General features: G+C 71.4%; 20 protein-coding genes. 13 read left to right on the plus strand and 7 right to left on the minus strand.

The genetic code is table 11. The features are described 5' to 3' along the window. Positions 1-121: 121 nt before the first annotated feature. A complete protein-coding gene (locus DLJ59_RS09735; protein WP_124772174.1) occupies positions 122-604 on the plus strand; it encodes a DUF2243 domain-containing protein in 483 nt (160 codons plus the stop codon). Beyond that, entirely contained in the window at positions 601-1461 is an 861-nt protein-coding gene (locus tag DLJ59_RS09740) for a cytochrome c oxidase assembly protein (RefSeq protein ID WP_244235930.1), read from the plus strand. Before DLJ59_RS09735 ends, DLJ59_RS09740 begins: the two co-directional genes overlap by 4 nt. Here the strand turns inward: DLJ59_RS09740 and DLJ59_RS36305 are convergent, their stop codons facing one another. The 6 genes from DLJ59_RS36305 to DLJ59_RS09765 all read right to left on the minus strand — a co-directional run bounded on the left by DLJ59_RS36305 (position 1462) and on the right by DLJ59_RS09765 (position 7954). Continuing rightward, positions 1462-1626: a hypothetical protein gene (locus DLJ59_RS36305; protein WP_158630818.1), complete on the minus strand. Its 165-nt coding sequence runs from the start codon at positions 1624-1626 to the stop codon at positions 1462-1464. 26 nt (positions 1627-1652) lie between these two features. Continuing rightward, positions 1653-2780 carry a CaiB/BaiF CoA transferase family protein gene (locus DLJ59_RS09745; RefSeq protein ID WP_124772175.1) on the minus strand — a complete coding sequence of 376 codons (1128 nt, stop codon included), beginning with the start codon at positions 2778-2780 and terminating at the stop codon, positions 1653-1655. Continuing rightward, entirely contained in the window at positions 2777-4930 is a 2154-nt protein-coding gene (locus tag DLJ59_RS09750; protein WP_124772176.1) for a 3-hydroxyacyl-CoA dehydrogenase NAD-binding domain-containing protein, read from the minus strand. The genes DLJ59_RS09745 and DLJ59_RS09750 overlap by 4 nt, the downstream gene beginning before the upstream one ends. A 15-nt stretch (positions 4931-4945) precedes the next feature. After that, on the minus strand, positions 4946-6160 hold the full coding sequence (locus tag DLJ59_RS09755) for an acetyl-CoA C-acetyltransferase (RefSeq protein ID WP_124772177.1): 1215 nt from the start codon (positions 6158-6160) through the stop codon (positions 4946-4948). After that, entirely contained in the window at positions 6150-7316 is a 1167-nt protein-coding gene (locus DLJ59_RS09760) for an acyl-CoA dehydrogenase family protein (RefSeq protein WP_124772178.1), read from the minus strand. Before DLJ59_RS09760 ends, DLJ59_RS09755 begins: the two co-directional genes overlap by 11 nt. Positions 7317-7738: 422 nt before the next feature. Next, positions 7739-7954 (minus strand): helix-turn-helix transcriptional regulator, encoded by a 216-nt coding sequence (locus tag DLJ59_RS09765; RefSeq protein WP_124772179.1) that lies wholly within the window; start codon positions 7952-7954, stop codon positions 7739-7741. 143 nt (positions 7955-8097) lie between these two features. Here DLJ59_RS09765 and DLJ59_RS09770 point away from each other — a divergent pair, with 143 nt between their 5' ends. The 4 genes from DLJ59_RS09770 to DLJ59_RS09785 all read left to right on the plus strand — a co-directional run bounded on the left by DLJ59_RS09770 (position 8098) and on the right by DLJ59_RS09785 (position 10753). After that, the gene (locus tag DLJ59_RS09770) at positions 8098-8355 is read left to right on the plus strand and encodes a hypothetical protein (protein WP_124772180.1); all 258 of its coding nucleotides are present in this window, start codon (positions 8098-8100) and stop codon (positions 8353-8355) included. Positions 8356-8406: 51 nt separating this feature from the next. Continuing rightward, positions 8407-9159, plus strand: a complete 753-nt coding sequence (locus tag DLJ59_RS09775) for a TetR/AcrR family transcriptional regulator (RefSeq protein ID WP_244235931.1) — start codon at positions 8407-8409, stop codon at positions 9157-9159. An 81-nt stretch (positions 9160-9240) separates the two neighbouring features. Continuing rightward, positions 9241-10089, plus strand: coding sequence for an MBL fold metallo-hydrolase (locus DLJ59_RS09780; protein ID WP_124772181.1), 849 nt, complete (start codon positions 9241-9243; stop codon positions 10087-10089). Positions 10090-10129: 40 nt separating this feature from the next. Then, positions 10130-10753 carry a CGNR zinc finger domain-containing protein gene (locus tag DLJ59_RS09785; protein WP_279635739.1) on the plus strand — a complete coding sequence of 208 codons (624 nt, stop codon included), beginning with the start codon at positions 10130-10132 and terminating at the stop codon, positions 10751-10753. Between the two features lie 9 nt (positions 10754-10762). On the opposite strand, the gene DLJ59_RS09790 is transcribed toward DLJ59_RS09785, so the two are convergent. After that, positions 10763-11623 carry a zf-HC2 domain-containing protein gene (locus tag DLJ59_RS09790; RefSeq protein ID WP_124772183.1) on the minus strand — a complete coding sequence of 287 codons (861 nt, stop codon included), beginning with the start codon at positions 11621-11623 and terminating at the stop codon, positions 10763-10765. Between the two features lie 72 nt (positions 11624-11695). On the opposite strand from DLJ59_RS09790, the gene DLJ59_RS09795 reads away from it, so the two are divergent. The 7 genes from DLJ59_RS09795 (at position 11696) to DLJ59_RS09830 (ending at position 21159) form a co-directional block, all read left to right on the plus strand. Further along, entirely contained in the window at positions 11696-12736 is a 1041-nt protein-coding gene (locus tag DLJ59_RS09795) for a TRM11 family SAM-dependent methyltransferase (RefSeq protein ID WP_124772184.1), read from the plus strand. A 290-nt stretch (positions 12737-13026) separates the two neighbouring features. Beyond that, positions 13027-13116 carry a K(+)-transporting ATPase subunit F gene (gene kdpF / locus DLJ59_RS09805; protein ID WP_036410889.1) on the plus strand — a complete coding sequence of 30 codons (90 nt, stop codon included), beginning with the start codon at positions 13027-13029 and terminating at the stop codon, positions 13114-13116. Next, positions 13116-14771: a potassium-transporting ATPase subunit KdpA gene (gene kdpA / locus DLJ59_RS09810; RefSeq protein WP_124772185.1), complete on the plus strand. Its 1656-nt coding sequence runs from the start codon at positions 13116-13118 to the stop codon at positions 14769-14771. The genes kdpF and kdpA overlap by 1 nt, the downstream gene beginning before the upstream one ends. Positions 14772-14791: 20 nt before the next feature. After that, positions 14792-16975, plus strand: coding sequence for a potassium-transporting ATPase subunit KdpB (gene kdpB / locus DLJ59_RS09815; protein WP_124772186.1), 2184 nt, complete (start codon positions 14792-14794; stop codon positions 16973-16975). Then, the gene (locus DLJ59_RS09820; protein WP_124772187.1) at positions 16975-17856 is read left to right on the plus strand and encodes a potassium-transporting ATPase subunit C; all 882 of its coding nucleotides are present in this window, start codon (positions 16975-16977) and stop codon (positions 17854-17856) included. Before kdpB ends, DLJ59_RS09820 begins: the two co-directional genes overlap by 1 nt. 73 nt (positions 17857-17929) lie before the next feature. After that, the gene (locus DLJ59_RS09825) at positions 17930-20482 is read left to right on the plus strand and encodes a sensor histidine kinase (protein WP_124772188.1); all 2553 of its coding nucleotides are present in this window, start codon (positions 17930-17932) and stop codon (positions 20480-20482) included. Further along, positions 20479-21159, plus strand: a complete 681-nt coding sequence (locus tag DLJ59_RS09830; protein ID WP_124772189.1) for a response regulator — start codon at positions 20479-20481, stop codon at positions 21157-21159. Before DLJ59_RS09825 ends, DLJ59_RS09830 begins: the two co-directional genes overlap by 4 nt. Positions 21160-21177: the final 18 nt, after the last annotated feature.

Genomic DNA, 21177 nt, shown 5'->3' on the forward strand with positions numbered 1-21177 from the left:
CCAGTTTCGCCAAACTCGTGTTGATCACCCCTCGTGCGGTCGCCCGTCATCGACTTCGCAGGCATGGTTCGTCCGGTCCGGGGTAATTTGAGGCTGGCCTGACGCGGATGCGAGGTGTGTGGTGGCCGATCACCCTCTGCCAAGCTCACGCGTCGCCGACGTGCGTTCCTCCACCCTCGTCGGCGTCCTGATCGGCATCGCGATCATGGCTGCGGTCGACGAGATCGTCTTTCATCAACTGCTTGCCTGGCACCACTTCTACGACCGCTCCACCCCCTCGGTGGCGTTGCTCTCGGACGGGCTGCTGCACGCCGCCGAGGTGATCGCCCTGGTCGGCGGGTTCTTCTGGTTCGCCGACCTGCGTCGGCGCGGTGCCCTGTCGAGCCGGCTGGCCTGGGGCGGTTTCCTGCTCGGCGCGGGCGGATTCCAACTCTTCGACGGGCTCGTCGACCACAAGGTGCTCCGACTGCACCAGATCCGCTACGGCGTACACCTGGTGCCGTACGACGTGGTCTGGAACGTGGCCGGCGCGGTGCTGCTGCTGGCCGGTGTCGCTGTCCTGTGGTCGGCCCGGTCCCGCCGGCTCGGCGGCGGCCCCCGGTGACGGTGGCCGTGCCGCCGGCGATGGTGGCCGTGCCGCTGGCGCACGCCGGGCACGGTGCGGGCGGGCCGACCTGGTTACCGCTGTTCCCGGTCGCGTTGCTGGCGGGCGGCTACCTGCTGGCCGCCGTCAGCGACCCACGGGGTTGGGATCACCGGCGCACCGCCGCCTGGTTGGTCGGTTGTGCGTTGCTGGCGGTCGCCGTCGGGCCGCTGGCCCAGGCTCCCGGTGATCCGCGCGGGCACATGGCGCAGCACCTGCTGCTCGGCATGCTGGCCCCGCTCGGGCTGGTGCTCGGCGCCCCGGTGACGCTGCTGCTGCACGTCGCGCCCGCGCCGGTGCGCCGGCTGGTGGGCCGGCTGCTGCGCGCCCGCCCACTGCACCTGCTCGCCCACCCGGTCACCGCCGCGTTGCTGACCACCGGCGGGTTGGCGCTGGTGCTGCTCACCCCGCTGTACGCGGCCGCCGAACGGCAACCGGTCCTGCACCACGCCGTGCACCTGCACTACCTGGCCGCCGGGTACCTCTTCGCCTGGTCGTTGGCGGGGCCGGACCCGGCCCCGCGTCGCCCCGGCCTGGCGGTGCGAGTCGGCGCGCTGCTGGTCGCGGCGGCCGGCCACGCCGTGCTGTCCAAATACCTGTACGCCCAGGCCGAAACCCTCCCGCCCGGCCTGACCGACCGGGACCCGGAAGCGTTCCGCTCGGCCGCCCAACTCATGTACTACGGCGGCGACGTAGCCGAACTACTCCTGGCCGTAGCCCTCTTCGCAACCTGGTACCACCGCCCCCACCCCCGCTCCTCTGCGTTGATCAAGAAGTTTGCGTCAGCAAAGGACGGATCCTTGACCGAAACCTCTTGATCAACGCGGTGAAGGTGGGGTGGGGGTCTCGGCACGGTCCCCCGGGTAGAGCCCGGTGGTCACCCCGTCGGCCACCCGAGTCACCACGGTGCCGTCGAGCGCCTGGTCGAACTGGACTCCGTAGAGGATGCCGTTGACGTGGCCTTTCCACGTGTCCATGCCCATGCTCGCTGGCTCCTTCATCGTCCGGGTCAGGGCTGCGACCAACCGTCGAGGATCTCCTCGACCGTCACAGTGTCCCGCTCCGGGTTCGGTGCCGGTGCCGGGCGGTCGGCCGGCGTGCGGTCGAAGCGGGGTGCCGGGGCCGGTTGGATCTCGCCGTCCACCTCGACGAAGGTGCCCCGGGCGGCGTTGTGCGGGTGCCTGTGCGCCTCGCCGGGGGCGAGCACCGGCGCGACGCAGGCATCCAGGTCGGCGAAGACCGCCGTCCACTCGTCCCGGGTGCGCTCGGCGAACCGTTCGGTGAACCGGCGGCGCAGCTCGTCCCAGCCGCTCGGGTCGTACTGCGCGGGCAGATCCGGGTCGTCGGCGAGGTCGAGGCCGGTGAGGAGTACGGCGTAGAAGGCCGGTTCCATCGCGCCGACCGCCATGAACCCGCCGTCGGCGGTGGCGTACGTGTCGTAGAACGGCGCCCCGCCGTCGAACATGTTGCGCCCGCGCGGGGCGGCCCACAGGCCGCTGCCGAGCAGCCCGTGCAGGAACGAGGTGAGCAGCGCCGAGCCGTCCACCATCGCCGCGTCGACCACCTGACCGAAGCCGGAGCGCTCCCGCTCCAGCAGCGCGGCCAGCACCCCGACGGCGAGCAGCATGCCGCCGCCGCCGAAGTCGCCGAGCAGGTTCATCGGCGCGTACGGGCGTTCGCCGGCCCGTCCCAGCGGCTCCAACGCCCCGGCCACCGCGATGTAGTCGATGTCGTGCCCGGCTCGGGCCGCCAGCGGGCCGTCCTGACCCCAGCCGGTCATCCGCGCGTACACCAGGCGGGGGTTGCGGGCCTGGCACACCTGCGGGCCGAAGCCGAGCCGCTCGGCCACCCCGGGCCGGTACGCCTCGACCAGCACGTCCGCGCGCTCGACGAGACCCAGCAGGTCCGCCACCCCGGCCGGGGACTTCAGGTCCAGCGCGGTGACCCGCCGCCCGCGCTGCAACGGCCCGCTGGTCGGCGCGGCCAGTCGGCCCGCACCCGGGGCGCCCGGCCGGTCCACCCGCACCACGTCCGCGCCGAGGTCGGCGAGCACCATGCAGCCGAACGGCGCCGGGGCGAGACTGGCCAGCTCGACCACCCGTACCCCGGCGAGCGGACCGCCGCGTGCCGCCGTCACGCGACGCCCACCCGGTCGACCGGGGCGTCGAGCCGTTCGACCAGGTCGGCGGGGGGCGTGAACCGGTCGCCGTAGCGGTCGGCCAACTCGTTGGCGCGGGCCGCGAACCCGGCCGGGCCGCCCGCGTACTGCCGGACGTAGCGGATCACCCCGCCCGTCCAGGCAGGGAAGCCGATGCCGAAGATCGAGCCGATGTTGGCGTCGGTCTCGGTGCGCAGCACCCCCTCGTCGAGGCAGCGCAGCGCGTCCAGCGCCTCGGCGAAGATCATCCGTTCCTGCAGGTCGGTGAACGGCACCGCCCGACCCGCCTCGGTGATCAGGTCGGCGAGACCGGACCACAGCCGGCCACGGGTGCCGTCGTCGTAGCGGTAGAAGCCGCGTCCGGCGGCGCGCCCCGGCCGGTCGTACGCGTCGACCAGCTCGTCCACCAGGCGGTGCGCCGGCAGCGGCCGGAACTCCTCGCTGGCCGCCTCGAACTGGCGGCGGATCCGCTGGATCAGCGTGAGGCTGACCTCGTCGGCCAACGCGAGCGGCCCGGTCGGGTAGCCGGCCTGAAGGGCGGCCTGCTCCACCGACGCGGCGGGGACACCCTCGGCGACCATGCCGACCGCCTCGTCGATGAACCGGCCGATCACCCGGCTGGTGAAGAAGCCCCGGCCGTCGTTGACCACGATCGGGGTCTTGCCGATCCGTCGGCCCAGGTCGAACGCCCGGGCCAGCGCCACGTCCCCGGTCCGCTCGCCCACCACGATCTCCAGCAACGGCATCCGGTCCACCGGGGAGAAGAAGTGCATGCCGATGAAGTCCGCCGGCCGGTCCACTCCGGCGGCCAGTTCGGTGATCGGCAGGGTGGAGGTGTTGGAGGCGAGCAGCGCGTCCGGTGCCAGCACCGGCAGCACCTCGGCGAAGACCTGCTGTTTCAGCGCCGGGTCCTCGAAGACCGCCTCGATGACCGCGTCGCAACCGGCGAGCGCGTCCACCTGGTCGGTGGTGGTGATCCGGTCCAGCACCGCGCGGGCGTCGGCCTCCGTGGCGCGGCCCTTGCGTACCTTGCGGGCCAGCAACCGCTCGGCGTGCTCCCGGGCCCGGCCGGCGGCCTCCGGCGTGACGTCCTTGACCACGACGTCCAGCCCGGCGTTGGCGCAGGCGTACGCGATGCCCGCGCCCATCATGCCGGCCCCGAGCACCGCCACCCGGTGTACCGGCGGGGCGTCCACATCGGCCGGTCGCGCGGCACCCCCGTTGACGGCCCGCAGGTCGAAGAAGAAGGCACCGATCATGTTCTTGGCGACCTGCCCGGTGAGCAGGCCGATCAGGTGCCGGGTCTCCACGGTCAGGGCGGTCTCCAGGTCGACCTGCGCACCCTCGACGGCGGCGGCCAGGATCGCCTCGGGCGCGGGTAGCCGGGCCCCCTTGAGCTGCTTGCGCAGCGTCGCCGGGAAGGCGGGCAGTTGTGCGGCGAGTGAGCGGCTGGCCGGGGTGCCGCCCGGCATCCGATAGTCCGGACGGTCCCACGGCTGTGCCGGGTGCGGGTTCGCCGCGATCCAGGCCCGCGCGTGTTCCAGCAGCTCCGTCGGCGTGGCCACCACCTCGTCGACCAGCCCGGCGGACAGGGCGTCGGCCGGGCGCATCCGTCGGCCGGTGAGCAGCACCGTGGTCAGTGCGTCGGCCAGGCCCAGCATCCGTACCGTCCGGGTGACGCCGCCAGCCCCGGGCAGCAGGCCCAGGGTCACCTCGGGCAGCCCGAGCCGGCTGCCGGGCGCGTCCAGCGCGATCCGGTGGTGGCAGGCGAGCGCGATCTCCAGGCCACCGCCGAGCGCGGAGCCGTTGACGGCCGCGACCACCGGCCGGCCCAGTGTCTCCAGGCGACGCAGGTCCCGTTTGATGGTGCCGAGCAGGTCGGCCAGCGCGGGCGCGTCCTCGCGGGTGGCCCGGATCATCTCGGGCAGGTCGCCGCCGGCGAAGAAGGTCGACTTCGCGCTGGTGACGATGACTCCGGCGAGATCGGGCTCGGCCTCCAGCCGATCGAGCACCGCGCTCATCGAGGTGACGTACGCCCGGTTCATGGTGTTGGCGGACTGGGTGGGGTCGTCCAGAGTGAGCGTGACGATGCCGTCGGCGCCGCGGTCGTACCGGATGGTGTTGGTCATGGTCGTCCTCCGGGGTCAGCAGCGCTCGAGAACGGTGGCGACGCCCATGCCGCCGCCGATGCAGAGGGTCACCATGGCGCGGCGCAGGTCGCGGCGCTCCAACTCGTCCAACGCCGTCCCGAGCAGCATCGCTCCGGTCGCGCCGAGCGGGTGGCCGAGGGCGATCGCGCCGCCGTTGACGTTCACCCGGTCCGGGTCGAGGCCCAGGTCACGGACGTACTTGAGGACCACCGCGGCGAAGGCTTCGTTGATCTCGAACAGGTCGATGTCGTCGACTGTCAGCCCGGCTACGGCGAGCGCCTTGTGGGTGGCCGGGATCGGGCCGGTCAGCATCAGGGTCGGGTCCGCGCCGGTGACCGCCGCGCCGACGATCCGGGCCCGCGGGGTGAGGCCGAGATCCCTGCCGACCTCGGCCGAGCCGATCAGCACCAGCGCGGCGCCGTCCACGATGCCGGACGAGTTGCCCGCGTGGTGAACGTGCTCGATCGCCTCCAACCAGTGGAACTTCTGCAACGCCACAGCGTCGAAGCCGGCCGCCGCACCCATCGTGGCGAAGGACGGGGTGAGCTTGGCCAACGCCTCCCGGGTGGTCTCCGGCCGCGGGTGCTCGTCGACGGTGAGGATGTCCAGCCCGTTGCCGTCGCGCACCGGCACCACCGATCGCGCGAAGTGCCCGCCGGTCCACGCCTTGGCGGCCCGCTCCTGCGACCGCAGCGCGTAGCCGTCCACGTCGTCGCGGGTGAAGCCCTCCAGGGTGGCGATCAGGTCGGCGCTGACGCCCTGCGGCACGAACGAGGTGGCCAGCGCGGTCTGCGGGTCGGTGGCCCAGGCCGCCCCGTCGGAGCCCATCGGCACCCGGGACATCGACTCCACCCCGCCGGCCAGCAGCAGGTGCTCCCAGCCGGAGCGGATCCGCGCGGCGGCGGAGTTGACCGCCTCCAAACCGGAGGCGCAGAACCGGTTGAGCTGCACCCCGCCCACCTGGTCGGGCAGCCCGGCCAGGAGCGCGGCGGCCCGGGCCAGGTCGCCGCCCTGCTCACCGACCGGGGTCACGATGCCCAGCAGCAGGTCCTCCAACCGGCCGACGTCCAGGCCGGGGTTGCGCTCCCGCAACGCGTCGATCAGGCCGACCACCAGGGAGATCGGTTTGACCCCGTGCAGGGCGCCGGTGTCCCGGCCGCGTCCGCGCGGGGTGCGGACCGCGTCATAGACGTACGCCTCAGAGGGCACGGGCGATCAACTCCTTCATGATCTCGTTGGTGCCGCCGTAGATCTTCTGGACTCTGGCGTCGGCGTACATCCGGGCGATCGGGTACTCAGTGGTGTAGCCGTAGCCGCCGAAGAGCTGCAGACACCGGTCGACCACCTCGCACTGCCCGTCGGTGAGCCAGGACTTCGCCATCGCCGCGGTCGCCACGTCCAGGTCGCCGCGCGCGTGCCGGACGATGCAGTCGTCCAGAAAGACCCGGCTGACCCGGGTGCGGGTGGCGCACTCCGCGAGCACCATCCGGGTGTTCTGGTGACCCATCAGCGGCTTGCCGAAGGCGGTGCGCTCCTTCGCGTACGCGACAGTCAGCGCTACCGCCCGTTCCATGACCGCTACCGCGCCGACACCGATGACCAGCCGCTCCTGCGGGAGTTGCTGCATGAGCTGGACGAAGCCCAACCCTTCGACGCCGCCGAGCAGGTTGGCCGCCGGCACCCGGAGTTCGTCGAAGAACAACTCCGCCGTGTCGTTGGCGTGCAGGCCGATCTTGGACAGCAGTCGGCCACGCCGGAACCCCGCCGGGTCGCCACCCACCTCGCAGACCAGCAGCGAGACACCAGCCGCCCGCTGCTCGGGGTCGGTCTTCACGGCCACGATGATCAGATCGGCCAGACCGCCGTTGGTGATGAACGTCTTCGCGCCCGTGACCAGGTAGTCGTCGCCGTCCCGGACCGCCCGGGTACGCATCGCCTGGAGGTCCGAGCCGCCGTCCGGCTCGGTCATCGCGATCGCGCCGACCAGCTCACCGCTGCACAGGCCGGGCAGCCAGCGCCGCTTCTGTTCCTCGCTGCCGTACGCCACCAGGTAGCCGGTGACGATGCCGCTGTGGACGGCCAGGCCGAGGCTGCCCTCCCCGGTGTACGCCTGCTCGTGCAGCAGCACCGCCTCATGGGTGAACCCGCCGCCCCCGCCGCCGTACTCCTCCGGGACCGACAGGCCGAGCAGCCCCAGCTCGCCGGCGCGGCGGTAGTGCTCGCGGTCCGGATGGCCCTGCGCCAGTAGGCGCTCGGCGTGCGGCAGCACCTCCTTTGTGAAGAAGGTGCGGGCCAGATCGGCCAGGTCGTCGTGTTCCGGCTCGCGCCAGGGTGAGGGGGAGCCGTCGGGCGGGGGAGTCGGCATGGCACCACCCTCGCGCGCTGTTGGCGGCATGTCAATAAGCCGTGATCGGCTGCCTGCCTTGGGGCGGCATTGTGCGGCCCCTGGCATAGAAGTCGCCGATCATGGACCTGTGGTGCCCCGGCAAAAAGGGGATTGTGTGGCCATGTCGCCCACCACGAATCCATGATCGCCGAGGGTGACGCGCGGGCACGCAGGGCTCCGCGCGACGCGGAGGGGTACCACCGCGACTGGATACGCGGAGATCTTGGACAGTTTCCGTTAGCTGCTAACGGAAACTGTCCAAGATTGCGAAAACTGCCCGCCGCGAGACGTGCGTCGTGTGCGGCGCGGGGAGGGCTAGGTGGACCAATCGTGCGAACCCGGCGTTGTTGCGCAGCGTGGGCAGGCGGCGAGTGGGCGGGTGAAAAAGCGGGGAGTGTGAACTACTCGGCCTCGTCGCCCTCGGTGGGGCGCGGCGGGCGGTGCTCGGCTATCCACGCCTCCACGTCGGCGCGCAGCCACACCGTTGTGCCGTGCAGTCGCTGGAACGGCACCGGGAAGGTCGGGTAGCGGATGAGCTGACGCATGCGGGTCCGGCTCACGCCGAGCAGGTCTTGCAGCTCGTGCGGACCGACCAGCGGACCCGGGACTTCACCCATCACTCGACGGTAGGGCGATCGGGCATGCCTAATTGGGTCTACCTACTTGCGCAGCCTTATCGAATGGGTGAGGGTGAACAAGGCAGGTGCCTGGCCGGGCCGGGTGCCCGGGTGACAATCGCGAGCGTCGGGAGGGGTGTCCCATGGATCAGGTGTCGGAGCTGGCGTGGTTGCGGGAGCGGGTCGGGGGCCTGGAGACAGCACTGCACTGTGCGCGGAGGGAGTTGTTCGATCTCCGTTGTCGGTTGACGTTGATCGGCCGGGTGGTCCAGGACGTCGAGCGGGTGCAGCGAGCGCCCGGTGTGGCCCTGGGTGCGATCAACGCGGCGCTCTACTCCCAGACGTCCAACCTGCGTCACCTGGGACGGCACGTGGTCCGGCGTCGCCGGGGCGTGCGGTGATCAAGCTGAGGAACGGCGGCCGACCGGTGAGCTGCCGATAGGGTCGGGCAGATGAGTGTCGAGACGGCTCCGCGCCGCCGCCGTTTGGAGCCGGACGCCCGGCGTGGGCAGATCCTGGCCTGCGCGGTCCGGCTGTTCGGCGAGCGCCCGTACGCGGACGTGTCGACCACCGACGTCGCTCGGGAGGCGGGTGTCGCTCGCGGTCTGGTGAATCACTACTTCGGTGCGAAGAAGGACCTCTACCTGGAGGTCGTCCGGGTCATGGTGACCATCCCCGAGGTTGCCCTGGAACGGCTGCCGAAGGGTGATCTTCGGACCCGGGTCGACGCCAGCGTCACCTGGTTCCTCGACGTGGTGTCCCGGCACAGCACCTCGTGGCTGGCGGCGGTCACCGCCCGGGGGATGGGCGGCGACGCCGACGTGGAGCGGGTGCTCGCCGAGGCCGAGGAGGTCGCCGCGGATCGGATGCTTGTCGCGGTCGGGCTGGCTGGCGAGGCCGCGCACCACGAGGAGCTTCGCGGCATGGTGCGGGCGTACTGCGGGCTGGCCACGTCGACCGCCCGCGAATGGCTCCAGCGGGGCGCGCTGACCCGCGTCCAGGTGCACCTGCTGCTCACCACGACCCTGTTGACCATTGTCGAAGAGGTCGTCCCGCAGATCCTCGCCGGCGAGGATCCGGTCCGGCCGACGCACCCGGCTGAGCCTGCCGCCTTAGGGCGTGACGCGGGGAGTCCGCCGAGCCGCGACGGGCGGCGGCCGAGGGCGGTGACGCAGGCCACCAGCGCGATTACGGCAATGAAATAGGCATAGCGGTTACGGTTATTTCATTGCTCGGCGGGTACCCACCCGCGAAGAAGCCGGCGATCGCGTCACCGAGGAGGAGACATGTCCACGCCTGCGCTGTCCTACGAGGTATTGGTCTCGGACGGTCCCGTCCGAGCGGGTGACCAACGCATGCCGGACGGGTCGCGGCTCCATTGGAACCCGGTCTCGTCCACCCTGATCTTCGGGGACGAGGAGGCGCTCCTGGCGGATCCACCGTTCACCCACGAGCAGATCTCGAAGGTGGGCGACTGGATCGCCCAGTCGGGTAAGCGGCTGACGTACATCTACGCCACCCACGGGCATGGCGACCACTGGTTCGGCGCCGGTGAGCTGGTCAAGCGCTTCCCCGGCGCGGTCACCTACGCCACGCCCGGCACGATCGAGGTCATGCACCAGCAGGCCACCGTCGGGCGGAGTGAACTGTTCGACCGGGTCTTCCCCGGCCTGATCCCGGAAACGTCTGTCGACGCGGTGCCCGTGCCGGTGGAGGGGTTCCTGCTCGAAGGCAACCTCATTCAGCCCGTCGAGACCGGGCACACCGACACCGATCAGACCACCGTTCTGCACGTCCCGTCGATCGGCCTGGTGGTCGCCGGTGACGTCGTCTACAACGGGGTTCACCAGTACATCGTGGAGACGGTCGACGGCGGCCTGCGGCAGTGGCTCGACGCCCTCGACCGCGTCGAAGCGCTCGCGCCCCGCGCAGTCGTCGCCGGCCACAAGAATCGAGACCGTCCCGACGACCCGGCAAGCATCGACCAGACCCGGCAGTACCTGCTGAACGTGGAGCGGCTGCTGGCCGAGAAGCAGACCGCCCGCGAGTTCTTCGACGAAATGGTGCGGCTCTACCCGGACTGGGTGAATCCGGGACCGGCCTGGTACGGGGCGCTTGCCCTGCTCGGGAAGTGACCTGATGGCGCCCTCGATGCCAGAGCGCGCGGCAGCTGCGATGGTCGGGCCGGGGAGAGCCACCGCGAGGTATGGCATCGACCCCGCTCCAGGCGGCCTCGGGCTCGTTCAGGACCTACTCAACACGATCTCGGCCGGCATGCCACGGCAACCGGACCTCCTGGACGACCTGGGCAGCGCTACGGAGTGGGCACAACTGGCCGTCGCCCAGTGGTCGACGGCCACCGGCCGCCCGGCGCCCGACGTCACGCTCGACCCTGCGGGCCTCCGGGCGCTACGGAGCTTCCGCGAGGAGTTGCTGGACGAGATCGATGCCAGGCTGCACAGTCCGGAACCTGATCAACCCTCCGAGGCGGCGACGAACCGGGGTGCGACCCCATCTCGTGCCACCGGTGCCACGCTCCGGCTCGATCGAGGCGGGTCCGTCCACCTCGACCCCGCCGGGACCGGGACCGAGCTGCTGGTCTCGCTCGTCCTCGCCGCGCTGTTCGAGGCGCAGCTCACCGACGTCGGGCGGCGGATCAAGACCTGCCGCAACCCCCGCTGCCGGGTGGCGTTCTACGACCGGTCACGCAACAACAGCGGGGTCTGGCACTCCGTACGCGTCTGTGGGCACCCGACCAACCTGCGCGCCCACCGGGCCCGGCAGCGGCAGGCGGGCTGACCTGTCCGATCAGGCGGCCCGGCGTTCGTCAGCCCGACCGGTGTGCGCCGCCGGGGCAGCCTGACCGGCCCGCGCCGCCGGGGCGGCGTACCGGTCGGCGGCCTGCGCCGGATAGGAATCGGGGCGTACCACCCGCAGTGGCCGATCCACCTCGTCGGCCCCGAACCGCCACCGGGACGGTGCCGGCTGCCGCTGCGGTGCCGGCCCACCGGGGCGCAGGCCGGGCCGGGACAGCAACACGGTGATCAGGTAGCCGACCACCAGGAAGCCGTGGCTGATCAGCCGTTCCCCGCCCACCGATCCGGTCGCCAGGTCGTTGACCGACAGCAGCAGCAACGTGCCGACGAACGCGCTGAGCATCGGCAACAACCCGGCTGGTGGGCTGCGGCGCATCGCCACGAACAGGAAACCCGCGCCCACGGCAACGTTCCACGCCGCCGACTCGTGCCACAGGTGCTGGCCGGTGGGGTGCAGGTGGTCGGCGGTCGCGCCCCGGCCCACCTGGGCCAGGCCGAGCACCAGCTGCACCGCGCCGAGCAACCCGAGCGCCGACCGCAGGACGGCGACGAGCGGGCCACGTCCGAACGCCGCCCGTAGGCCGGCGACCGACCGACCTCGGCCGGTCAGACGCCGCCACCACGGCTTCTGTGCCGGCGCCGTCGCGGTGGCGGCCAGAATCGCCGCCGTCCGGTCCGGCACCTCAACGACCAATCGGGTACGCACCCGACGGGTCACCGCGGCCGCCGCCGTGAACCAGGCCCGGCACTCGGCACACCCGTCGAGGTGCCCCTGCACCGCCGTCAGTTCGGCGGCGGTCTCCTCCCCGTCCAGTTGCGCGGACAGGACCTCCCGCCACTGCTCACACCCCATGTACCGGTAGTCGCTCCGGGGACCGCTCCGGTTCCCGGCGACCGTGACTGGTTGTGGAATACTCGCCGGATCATGACGCGTTACGGCCTGCTGATCCTGCCCGCCACCAACCGGGTGTACGCCCGCTCAGCCGTCGACCTCACCCGGGCCGAGCTGGAGATCTTCGGCCGCTCGGCGCTGGACGGTCGAATCGGCGAGTTGGACACCGAGGTCGTCGGCGGGGCGTCGTACATCACGTTCACCGGTGACGGGCTGACCGAGCGTGACCTGGCCGCCCTCGGCAACCTCTCCGCCGGGTACGCGTTGTTCGAGATCGTCGGTGAGCTGTTGCGGCCCATCGAGTGGAGCCGTCTGGACCGCTACGACGACGACCTGCTCACCATCCAGAAGTACCCGGGGAAGACCAACGAGCAGTTCACCAAGTTGCTGCTCAACGTCACACTGCTCGCCTCGGACTGGGCCACCGAGCTGACCAGCCGCCGGTTTCGGGTGCTCGACCCGCTCTGCGGTCGGGGCACCACCCTCAACCAGGCGCTGATGTACGGCTTCGACGCCGCCGGGATCGAGCGCGACCAGAAGGACGTCGAGGCGTACCGGGCGTTCATCACCACCTGGCTGAAGCAGAAGCGGGTCAAGCACCGGGTGCTGGAGTCGGGGCCGGTGCGGCGGGAGCGCAAGGTGGTCGGCCGGCGGGTGCGGATCGAGGTGGCGCCGACCCGCGAGGAGCACAAGGCCGGCCAGACCCAACTGCTGGATGTGGTCAACGCCGACACCGCCCGGTCGGCGGAGTTCTTCCGCCCGGAGACCGTGGACCTGGTCGTCGCCGACGCGCCGTACGGCGTGCAGCACGGCAGTCGTACCGCTGGGCAGGGGTTGACCCGCGACCCGCTGGCGCTGCTCGCGGACGCCGCTCCGGTCTGGGCCCGGTTGTTGCGCCCCGGCGGGGCGTTGGGGATTTCCTGGAACACGCACGTCGCCAGCCGGGACGACGCGGCGGCGGCGTTGGCCGACGCCGGACTGACCGTGGTCGACGAGGAGCCCTACCGCGCGCTGCGGCACCGGGTGGACCAGTCGATCATGCGTGACGTGCTGGTGGCCCGTAAGCCGGCCTGACCGGCACCGCACCTCTCCTCCCGGCCTCACCCATCGGGTCCGTGCCGCATTTCACCTGCTCAGTGCGCGGGTGTGAAAACCACGTCAAGAAAAGGTGCGCCGCCGTCATGGCCGCGTTATGACCTCTGCCGTCCGGCGGGTGGTGGGGCTTTGATTGCCCGGCGCGACCGGAAGGCGGTCGCGACGAACCTTTCCGGCTGAGGAGTCAGCGTGTCTGACGTGGTGTTCGTGGTCCTGACGGTGGTGCTGTTCGCGGCGCTCGCCCTGGTGGTCCGGGCGGTGGAGAAGCTGTGAACGCGGTCAACGCCGTCGGTCTGGTGCTCGCGGTCGTCCTGGGCGCGTTCCTGGTGTTCGCCCTGCTGTTTCCGGAGCGCTTCTGATGACCGTGACAACAGCGGGCGTCATCTTCGTGCTGACGCTGGTGGCGGCCCTGGTCGCCGTCTACAAGCCGTTCGGCGACTACATGTTCCGGGCGGTCTCCGGCGCGAAGCAGTCGCGGGTCGAGCGGGGCATCTACCGACTGGTCGGGGTCAACCCGGCCGCCGAGCAGGCCTGGGGCGTGTACGCCCGCAGCGTGCTGGCGTTCTCCGCGGTCTCGATCCTGTTCCTGTACCTGTTCCAGCGGGTGCAGAACCACCTGTGGCTGTCGCTCGGGTTCGACCCGGTGGTGCCGCACGGTGCGTGGAACACTGCCGTGTCGTTCGTGACCAACACGAACTGGCAGTCGTACTCGGGTGAGTCGACGATGGGCCACCTGGTGCAGATGGCCGGCCTGGCCGTGCAGAACTTCGTGTCGGCGGCGGTCGGCATCGCGGTGGCGGTCGCGCTGGTGCGCGGCTTCGCCCGCAGCCGCACCGGGCAGCTCGGCAACTTCTGGGTCGACCTGACCCGGGTCACGCTGCGGATCCTGCTGCCCATCGCGGTGCTGGGCGCCATCGCTCTGATGATCGGCGGCGCGGTGCAGAACCTGTCCGCCGGCACCGACGTGAGCACGCTGACCGGCGGCACCCAGACCATCACCGGTGGTCCGGTCGCCAGCCAGGAAGTGATCAAGGAGCTGGGCACCAACGGTGGCGGCTTCTACAACGTCAACAGCGCCCACCCGTTCGAGAACCCCACCACCTGGACGAACTGGCTGGAGATCTTCCTGATCTTCCTGATCCCGTTCAGCCTGCCCCGGGTCTTCGGCCGGATGGTCGGGCAGAACCGGCAGGGCTACGCCATCGCCGCGGTGATGGGCATCCTCGCGTTCCTCAGCGTCGCCATCACCAACATCTTCGAGTTGGCCGGCCACGGCACGGTGCCGCAGGCGATCGGTGCGGCGATGGAGGGCAAGGAGGTGCGGTTCGACGTGTCGAACTCGGCCACCTTCGCCGCAGCCACCACGCTCACCTCGACCGGCGCGGTGAACTCGTTCCACGACTCGTTCACCTCCCTCGGCGGCATGATGACCATGGTCAACATGATGCTCGGCGAGGTCGCGCCGGGCGGCACCGGCTCGGGCCTCTACGGCCTGCTCATCCTCGCGGTCATCACGGTCTTCGTGGCCGGGTTGATGGTGGGGCGCACCCCCGAGTACCTGGGCAAGAAGATCGGGTCCCGCGAGATCAAGTTCGCCTCGCTCTACTTCCTGATCACACCGATCCTGGTGCTGGTCGGTACGGCGGCGGCGTTCGCCACCGGCAACAACTCCACGGCGCTCAACGTCGGCCCGCACGGCCTCTCCGAGGTGCTGTACGCGTTCACCTCGGCCAGCAACAACAACGGCTCCGCCTTCGGCGGCATCACCGTCAACACCACCTGGTGGGACACCGCGCTCGGGTCGTGCATGCTGCTGGGTCGATTCCTGCCGCTCATCTTCGTGCTCGCGTTGGCCGGTTCGCTGGCCCGCCAGGCACCCACCCCTGCGTCCGAGGGCACGCTGCCGACCCACCGTCCGCTCTTCATCGGCATGGTCGTCGGCGTCACAGCGGTCCTCGTCGCGCTGACCTTCCTGCCCGCGCTCGCGCTCGGCCCGCTGGCAGAGGGGCTCTGACCACCATGAGGAACGAGGACATGTCCGTGACATCCGGGCAGCTCGCCACCGCAGCCGACCAGGGCAACCGGATCGGCGGGGGCCTGCTCGACCCCAAGCAGTTGATCCGGTCCCTGCCGGACGCGGTACGCAAGCTCAACCCCACCACGTTGTGGCGCAACCCGGTGATGCTGATCGTGGAGGTCGGCGCCGCCTTCACCACCGTCCTGGCGGTGACCGACCCGTCGACGTTCGCCTGGGCGATCACCATCTGGCTCTGGCTGACAGTGGTCTTCGCCAACCTGGCCGAGGCGGTCGCCGAGGGCCGCGGCAAGGCCCAGGCGGCGACGCTGCGGCAGGCGAAGAAGGACACCATCGCCACCCGGCTGATCGACTGGAAGCCGGGCGCGCGGGCCAACGCCTACCGCGACGAGGCGGTGCCCGCGCCGGACCTGCGTCAGGGTGACGTCGTGCTGGTCGAGGCGGGCGGCATCATCCCCGGCGACGGCGACATCGTGCAGGGCATCGCCAGCGTCGACGAGTCGGCCATCACCGGCGAGTCGGCCCCGGTCATCCGGGAGTCCGGCGGCGACCGCAGCGCGGTCACCGGGGGCACCAAGGTGCTCTCCGACCAGATCATCGTGAAGATCACCCAGAAGCCGGGGGAGAGTTTCATCGACCGGATGATCGCCCTGGTCGAGGGGGCCAATCGGCAGAAGACGCCGAACGAGATCGCGCTGAACATCCTGCTCGCCGCGCTCACGATCATCTTCCTGCTGGCCGTGGTCACCCTCCAGCCGCTGGCCATCTTCGCCAAGGCGTACCAGGCGGCCGCACCGGACAGCGGCGCGATCACCGGCTCCGGTGTCACCGGCGTCGTGCTGGTCTCCCTGCTGGTCTGCCTGATCCCCACCACCATCGGCGCGTTGCTCTCCGCCATCGGCATCGCCGGCATGGACCGCCTGGTCCAGCGCAACGTGCTGGCCATGAGCGGCCGGGCCGTCGAGGCGGCCGGCGACGTCAACACCCTGCTGCTGGACAAGACCGGCACCATCACGCTGGGCAACCGGCAGGCCGCCGAGTTCGTCCCGGTCGAAGGGGTCGACGCCGCGACCGTGGCCGATGCCGCGCAACTGTCCAGCCTGGCCGACGAGACCCCCGAGGGACGCTCGGTGGTCGTGCTCGCCAAGAACGAGTTCGGGCTGCGTGAGCGCGAGCCCGGCGTGATGCCGCACGCCACCTTCGTACCGTTCACCGCGCAGACCCGGATGAGCGGCGTCGACCTCACCCCGGACGCCAGCGTGGACGCCGGCGCGGTGGGCACGGCCCGCCGGGTCCGCAAGGGCGCCGCCGCAGCGGTGATGAAGTGGGTACGGGAGAACGGCGGCCACCCGACCGAGCAGGTCGGCGAGATCGTGGACGCGATCAGCGGCACCGGGGGCACCCCGCTGGTCGTCGCCGAGCACGTCGACGGCGAGCCGGCCCGCGCGCTGGGTGTCATCCACCTCAAGGACGTGGTCAAGTCCGGCATGCGGGAGCGGTTCGACGAGATGCGCCGGATGGGCATCCGCACCGTGATGATCACCGGCGACAACCCGCGTACCGCGAAGGCGATCGCCGACGAGGCCGGGGTGGACGACTTCCTGGCCGAGGCGACACCGGAGGACAAGCTCGCGCTGATCAAGCGGGAGCAGGAGGGTGGCCGGCTGGTCGCGATGACAGGTGACGGCACCAACGACGCGCCGGCGCTCGCCCAGGCCGACGTCGGGGTGGCGATGAACACCGGCACGTCGGCCGCGAAGGAGGCCGGCAACATGGTCGACCTCGACTCCGACCCGACCAAGCTGATCGAGATCGTGGAGATCGGCAAGCAGTTGCTGATCACCCGTGGCGCGCTGACCACGTTCAGCATCGCCAACGACATCGCGAAGTACTTCGCGATCATCCCGGCCATGTTCGCCGGCCTCTATCCGAGCCTGGACGCGCTGAACATCATGCGGCTGTCCAGCCCGGAGTCGGCGATCCTCTCCGCCGTCATCTTCAACGCCCTGGTGATCATCGCGCTGATCCCGCTCGCCCTGCGGGGCGTGCGGTACCGGCCGGCCGCCGCGTCGAAGCTGCTCAGCCGCAACCTGCTGGTCTACGGGCTGGGCGGCATCATCGTGCCGTTCATCGGGATCAAGCTCATCGACCTGCTCATCCAGTTCATCCCGGGGATTTCGTGATGCGCCTACCCACCTGGATCGCCCAACATCTCGCCGCGCTGCGCGCCGTACTCGTCTTCACAGTGCTGCTCGGCCTGGTCTACCCACTGGCCCTGGTCGCGGTCGGTCAACTGCCCGGCCTCAACCACAAGGCCGACGGCTCGCTGATCGTGTCCGGCACGACGACGGTCGGCAGCGCGCTGATCGGTCAGTCCTTCACCGACGCCGACGGCAACCCGGTGGCCCGCTACTTCCAGTCCCGCCCGTCGGCCGCCGGTGACGGCTACGACCCGACCTCGACCTCGGCCAGCAACCTGGGCCCGGAGAGCGTGGTCGACACCATCGCCACCGACCCGGAGGAATCCAGCGAGAGCCTGCTCACCCAGGTCTGCGGGCGCAGCAAGGCCGTCGGCGAGCTCAACGGCGTCGACGGTCGCCGCCCGTACTGCACCGACGACGGGGTGGGCGCCGTGCTGGCGGTCTTCCGCGCCGACGGTCTGACCGGCCCGGTCACCCGGGTGGTCAGCGTCAACCAGGCCGGCCCGGCGACCCCGTTCGTCACCGAGTACCAGGGGGTGACGGTGGAGCTGGCCCAGCCCGGCAAGGACTACGTGGCCGCCGGCGGGGTGGTCACCCCGATCCGGGGCGACGCGCCCGCCGACCCGCCGGTGCCCGCCGACGCGGTGACCGCCAGCGCCAGCGGCCTCGACCCGCAGATCAGCCCGGCGTACGCCGGGCTGCAGGTGAACCGGGTCGCGCGGGAGCGCGGCGCGGACCCGGCGGCGGTCCGCAAGCTGGTCAAGGAGCACACCGACGGCCGTGGGTTGGGCTTCATGGGTGAGCCCGGCGTCAACGTGCTGGAGCTCAACCTCGCCCTCGACAAGCAGTTCGCCGCACGCTGAGCACCCTCGCGGGTGGGGTCGTGCCGATCGGGCGCGGCCCCGCCCGCCGACCTGACCAGGGAGGATGGTCCCCGTGCCACGCGGAGAACTGCGCATCTATCTCGGCGCCGCCCCCGGCGTCGGCAAGACGTACGCCATGTTGGAGGAGGCCCAGCGGCGGGCCGCGCGCGGCACCGACGTGGTGATCGGTTTCGTGGAGACCCACGGCCGTGAGCACACCGCCGCGATGCTCGGCGACCTGGAGCAGGTGCCCCGCCGGACCATGACGTACCGGGGCGTCGAGTTCACCGAGATGGACCTGGATGGGGTGCTGGCCCGCCGCCCACAGATCGCGGTGGTCGACGAGTTGGCCCACACCAACGTGCCCGGTTCCCGGCACGACAAGCGCTGGCAGGACGTCCAGGAGCTGCTCGACGCGGGGATCGACGTGCTGTCCACGGTCAACGTGCAGCACCTGGAGTCGGTCAACGACGTCGTCGCGCAGATCACCGGCACCACCCAGCGGGAAACCGTGCCGGACGAGATCGTCCGCGCGGCCGAGCAGGTCGAGCTGGTCGACATGACCCCGGAGGCGCTGCGCCGGCGGATGGCGCACGGCAACATCTACCGACCCGACAAGATCGACGCCGCGTTGGGCAACTACTTCCGGGTCGGCAACCTCACCGCCCTCCGCGAGCTGGCCCTGCTCTGGCTGGCCGACAAGGTCGACGAGCAGCTCGACCGCTACCGCAGCCAGCAGGGAATCGCGGCGACCTGGGAGGCTCGGGAACGGGTAGTTGTCGCGCTGACCGGTGGCCCGGAGGGCGAGACGCTGATCCGTCGGGCGGCCCGGGTCGCCGCCCGCAGCAAGGGCGCCGACCTGCTCGCCGTGCACGTGGCCCGCAGCGACGGCCTGGCCGGTGCCGACCCGGCCCAGCTCGCCCGCCAGCGGGTGCTGGTGGAGAGCCTGGGCGGCACGTACCACCAGGTGCTCGGCACCGACGTGCCGGCCGCGCTGCTGGACTTCGCCCAGGGCGTGAACGCCACCCAGTTGGTGCTCGGGGCCAGCCGGCGGGGTCGCCTCGCGCAGATCTTCGCCCGGGGTGTCGGGGTGACCACCACCGCGCTCTCCGGCTCGATCGACGTGCACCTGGTCACCCACAAGCAGGCCGGGAAGGGCCGTCGGGCGGCGGCCGTTCCGGCGGCGCTGTCCCGCCGCCGCCGGCTGCTCGGCTTCGGCCTCGCGGTGCTGGGCATGCCGCTGCTCACCCTGCTGCTGAAGACCCTGCCCGACCTGACGTTGACCAACGACATCCTGCTGTTTCTCGCCGGGGTGGTGGGGGTGGCGCTGGTCGGCGGGGTGTGGCCGGCCCTGGTCGCCGCGCTCGGCGGTTCGCTGCTGCTCAACTGGTTCTTCACCCCGCCGTTCCGCACGCTGACCATCGCCGAGGCGGACAGCCTGCTCGCCCTGGCCGTCTTCGTCGGGGTGGCGTTGGCGGTGAGCTGGATCGTCGACGTGGCCGCCCGGCGTACCCGGGAAGCCGCGCGGGCCGCCGCCGACGCGCAGACCCTCGCCGCCGTCGCCGGTGGCGTGCTGCGCGGCGAACGCCCCCTGCCCGCCCTGCTGGACCAGCTCCGGGAAACCTTCGGGCTGCGCGCGGTGAGCGTGCTGGAACTGGCCGAGGAGGCCAGCGGGCGCCCGGAGCGGGCCCGCGAGGAACACGCCTGGTGTGTGGTGGCCAGCGTCGGCGAGCGGCCGGCCGGCACACCCGACGGCGGCGAGACGGCCGTGCCGGTCGACGACCGGATCACCGTCGTGCTCAGCGGCCGACGGTTGGCGGCCGCCGACCGCCGGATCGTCGAGGCGTTCGCCGCCCAGGCCGCCGTCGCGCTGCGCCAGGAACGGCTCGCCGAGGAGGCCGCCACCGCCCGTCCCCTCGCCGCCGCCGACCGGATGCGCACCGCGCTGCTCGCGGCGGTCAGCCACGACCTGCGTACGCCGCTGGCGTCCGCGAAGGCGGCGGTGACCAGCCTGCGCAGCCACGACATCGAGTTCGACGAGTCCGACCGCGAGGAGTTGCTGGAGACCGCCGAGGAGTCGCTGGACCGGCTCGCCCGCCTGGTCGCCAACCTGCTGGACATGAGCCGACTCCAGGCGGGTGTCCTGGGCATCTCGGCGACCGCGGTCGGCCTGGAGGACGCCGTACCCCTGGCCCTGGACGAACTTGGCCCGGTGGCCGCGACCGTCGGCACGGACATCCCGGCCGACCTGCCGGCCGCCACCGCCGACCCGGGCCTGCTGGAACGGGTGCTGGTCAACATCGTGGCCAACGCGTTGCGGTACAGCCCGCCCGGTCAACCGCCGATGATCACCGCCAGCGCGCACGCCGGCCAGGTCGAGCTGCGGGTGATCGACCGGGGGCCGGGCATCCCGGAGGACCAGTGGGAGAACGTCTTCCTGCCGTTCCAACGCCTCGGCGACCGGGACAACCAGACCGGTGTCGGTCTCGGGCTTGCCCTGTCCCGGGGGTTGGCCGAGGCGATGGGTGGCAGCATCACCCCGGAGACCACCCCCGGCGGTGGGCTCACCATGGTGCTGCGGCTGCCGGCTGCCGCGCAGACCAGCTCGGAGGGGCCGCGGGAATGACGCGCATCCTGGTCGTCGACGACGAACCGCAGATCCTGCGCGCCCTGCGGATCAACCTGCGCGCCCGCCGGTACGACGTGGACGTCGCCGGCACCGGGGCCGCCGCGTTGAAGGCCGCCGCCAGCCACCCGCCGGACCTGGTGGTGCTGGACCTCGGCCTGCCCGACATCGACGGGGTGGAGGTGATCCGGGGCCTGCGCGGGTGGACCACCGTGCCGATCATCGTGCTCTCCGGCCGGGCCGGCAGCGAGGACAAGGTGGCCGCGCTCGACGCCGGCGCGGACGACTACGTCACCAAGCCGTTCGGGGTCGAGGAGTTGCTGGCCCGCATCCGCGCGGTGACCCGTCGCCTCGGCGCGCCCAGCGAAGCGGTGCCGACGTTGCGGATCGGCCAGCACACCGTTGATCTGACCGATCACAGCGTGCGGCGCGACGACGGCACCGAGGTCAAGCTGACCCCCATCCAGTGGAGCGTGCTGGAGAAGCTGCTGCGTCACCCCGGCAAGCTGGTCAGCCAACGTCAGCTCCTGCAGGACGTGTGGGGACCGGAATACCAGAACGAGACCAACTACCTGCGGCAGTACCTGGCCCAGTTGCGGCGCAAGTTGGAGGACGACCCGGCCCGCCCCCGGCACCTCATCACCGAGCCCGGAATGGGCTACCGCTACCGGCCCTGACCGGCATGCCCTCTGCGT

Origin of the sequence: Micromonospora inaquosa (genome assembly GCF_003857055.1) — a bacterium.
GTDB lineage: Bacteria > Actinomycetota > Actinomycetes > Mycobacteriales > Micromonosporaceae > Micromonospora > Micromonospora inaquosa.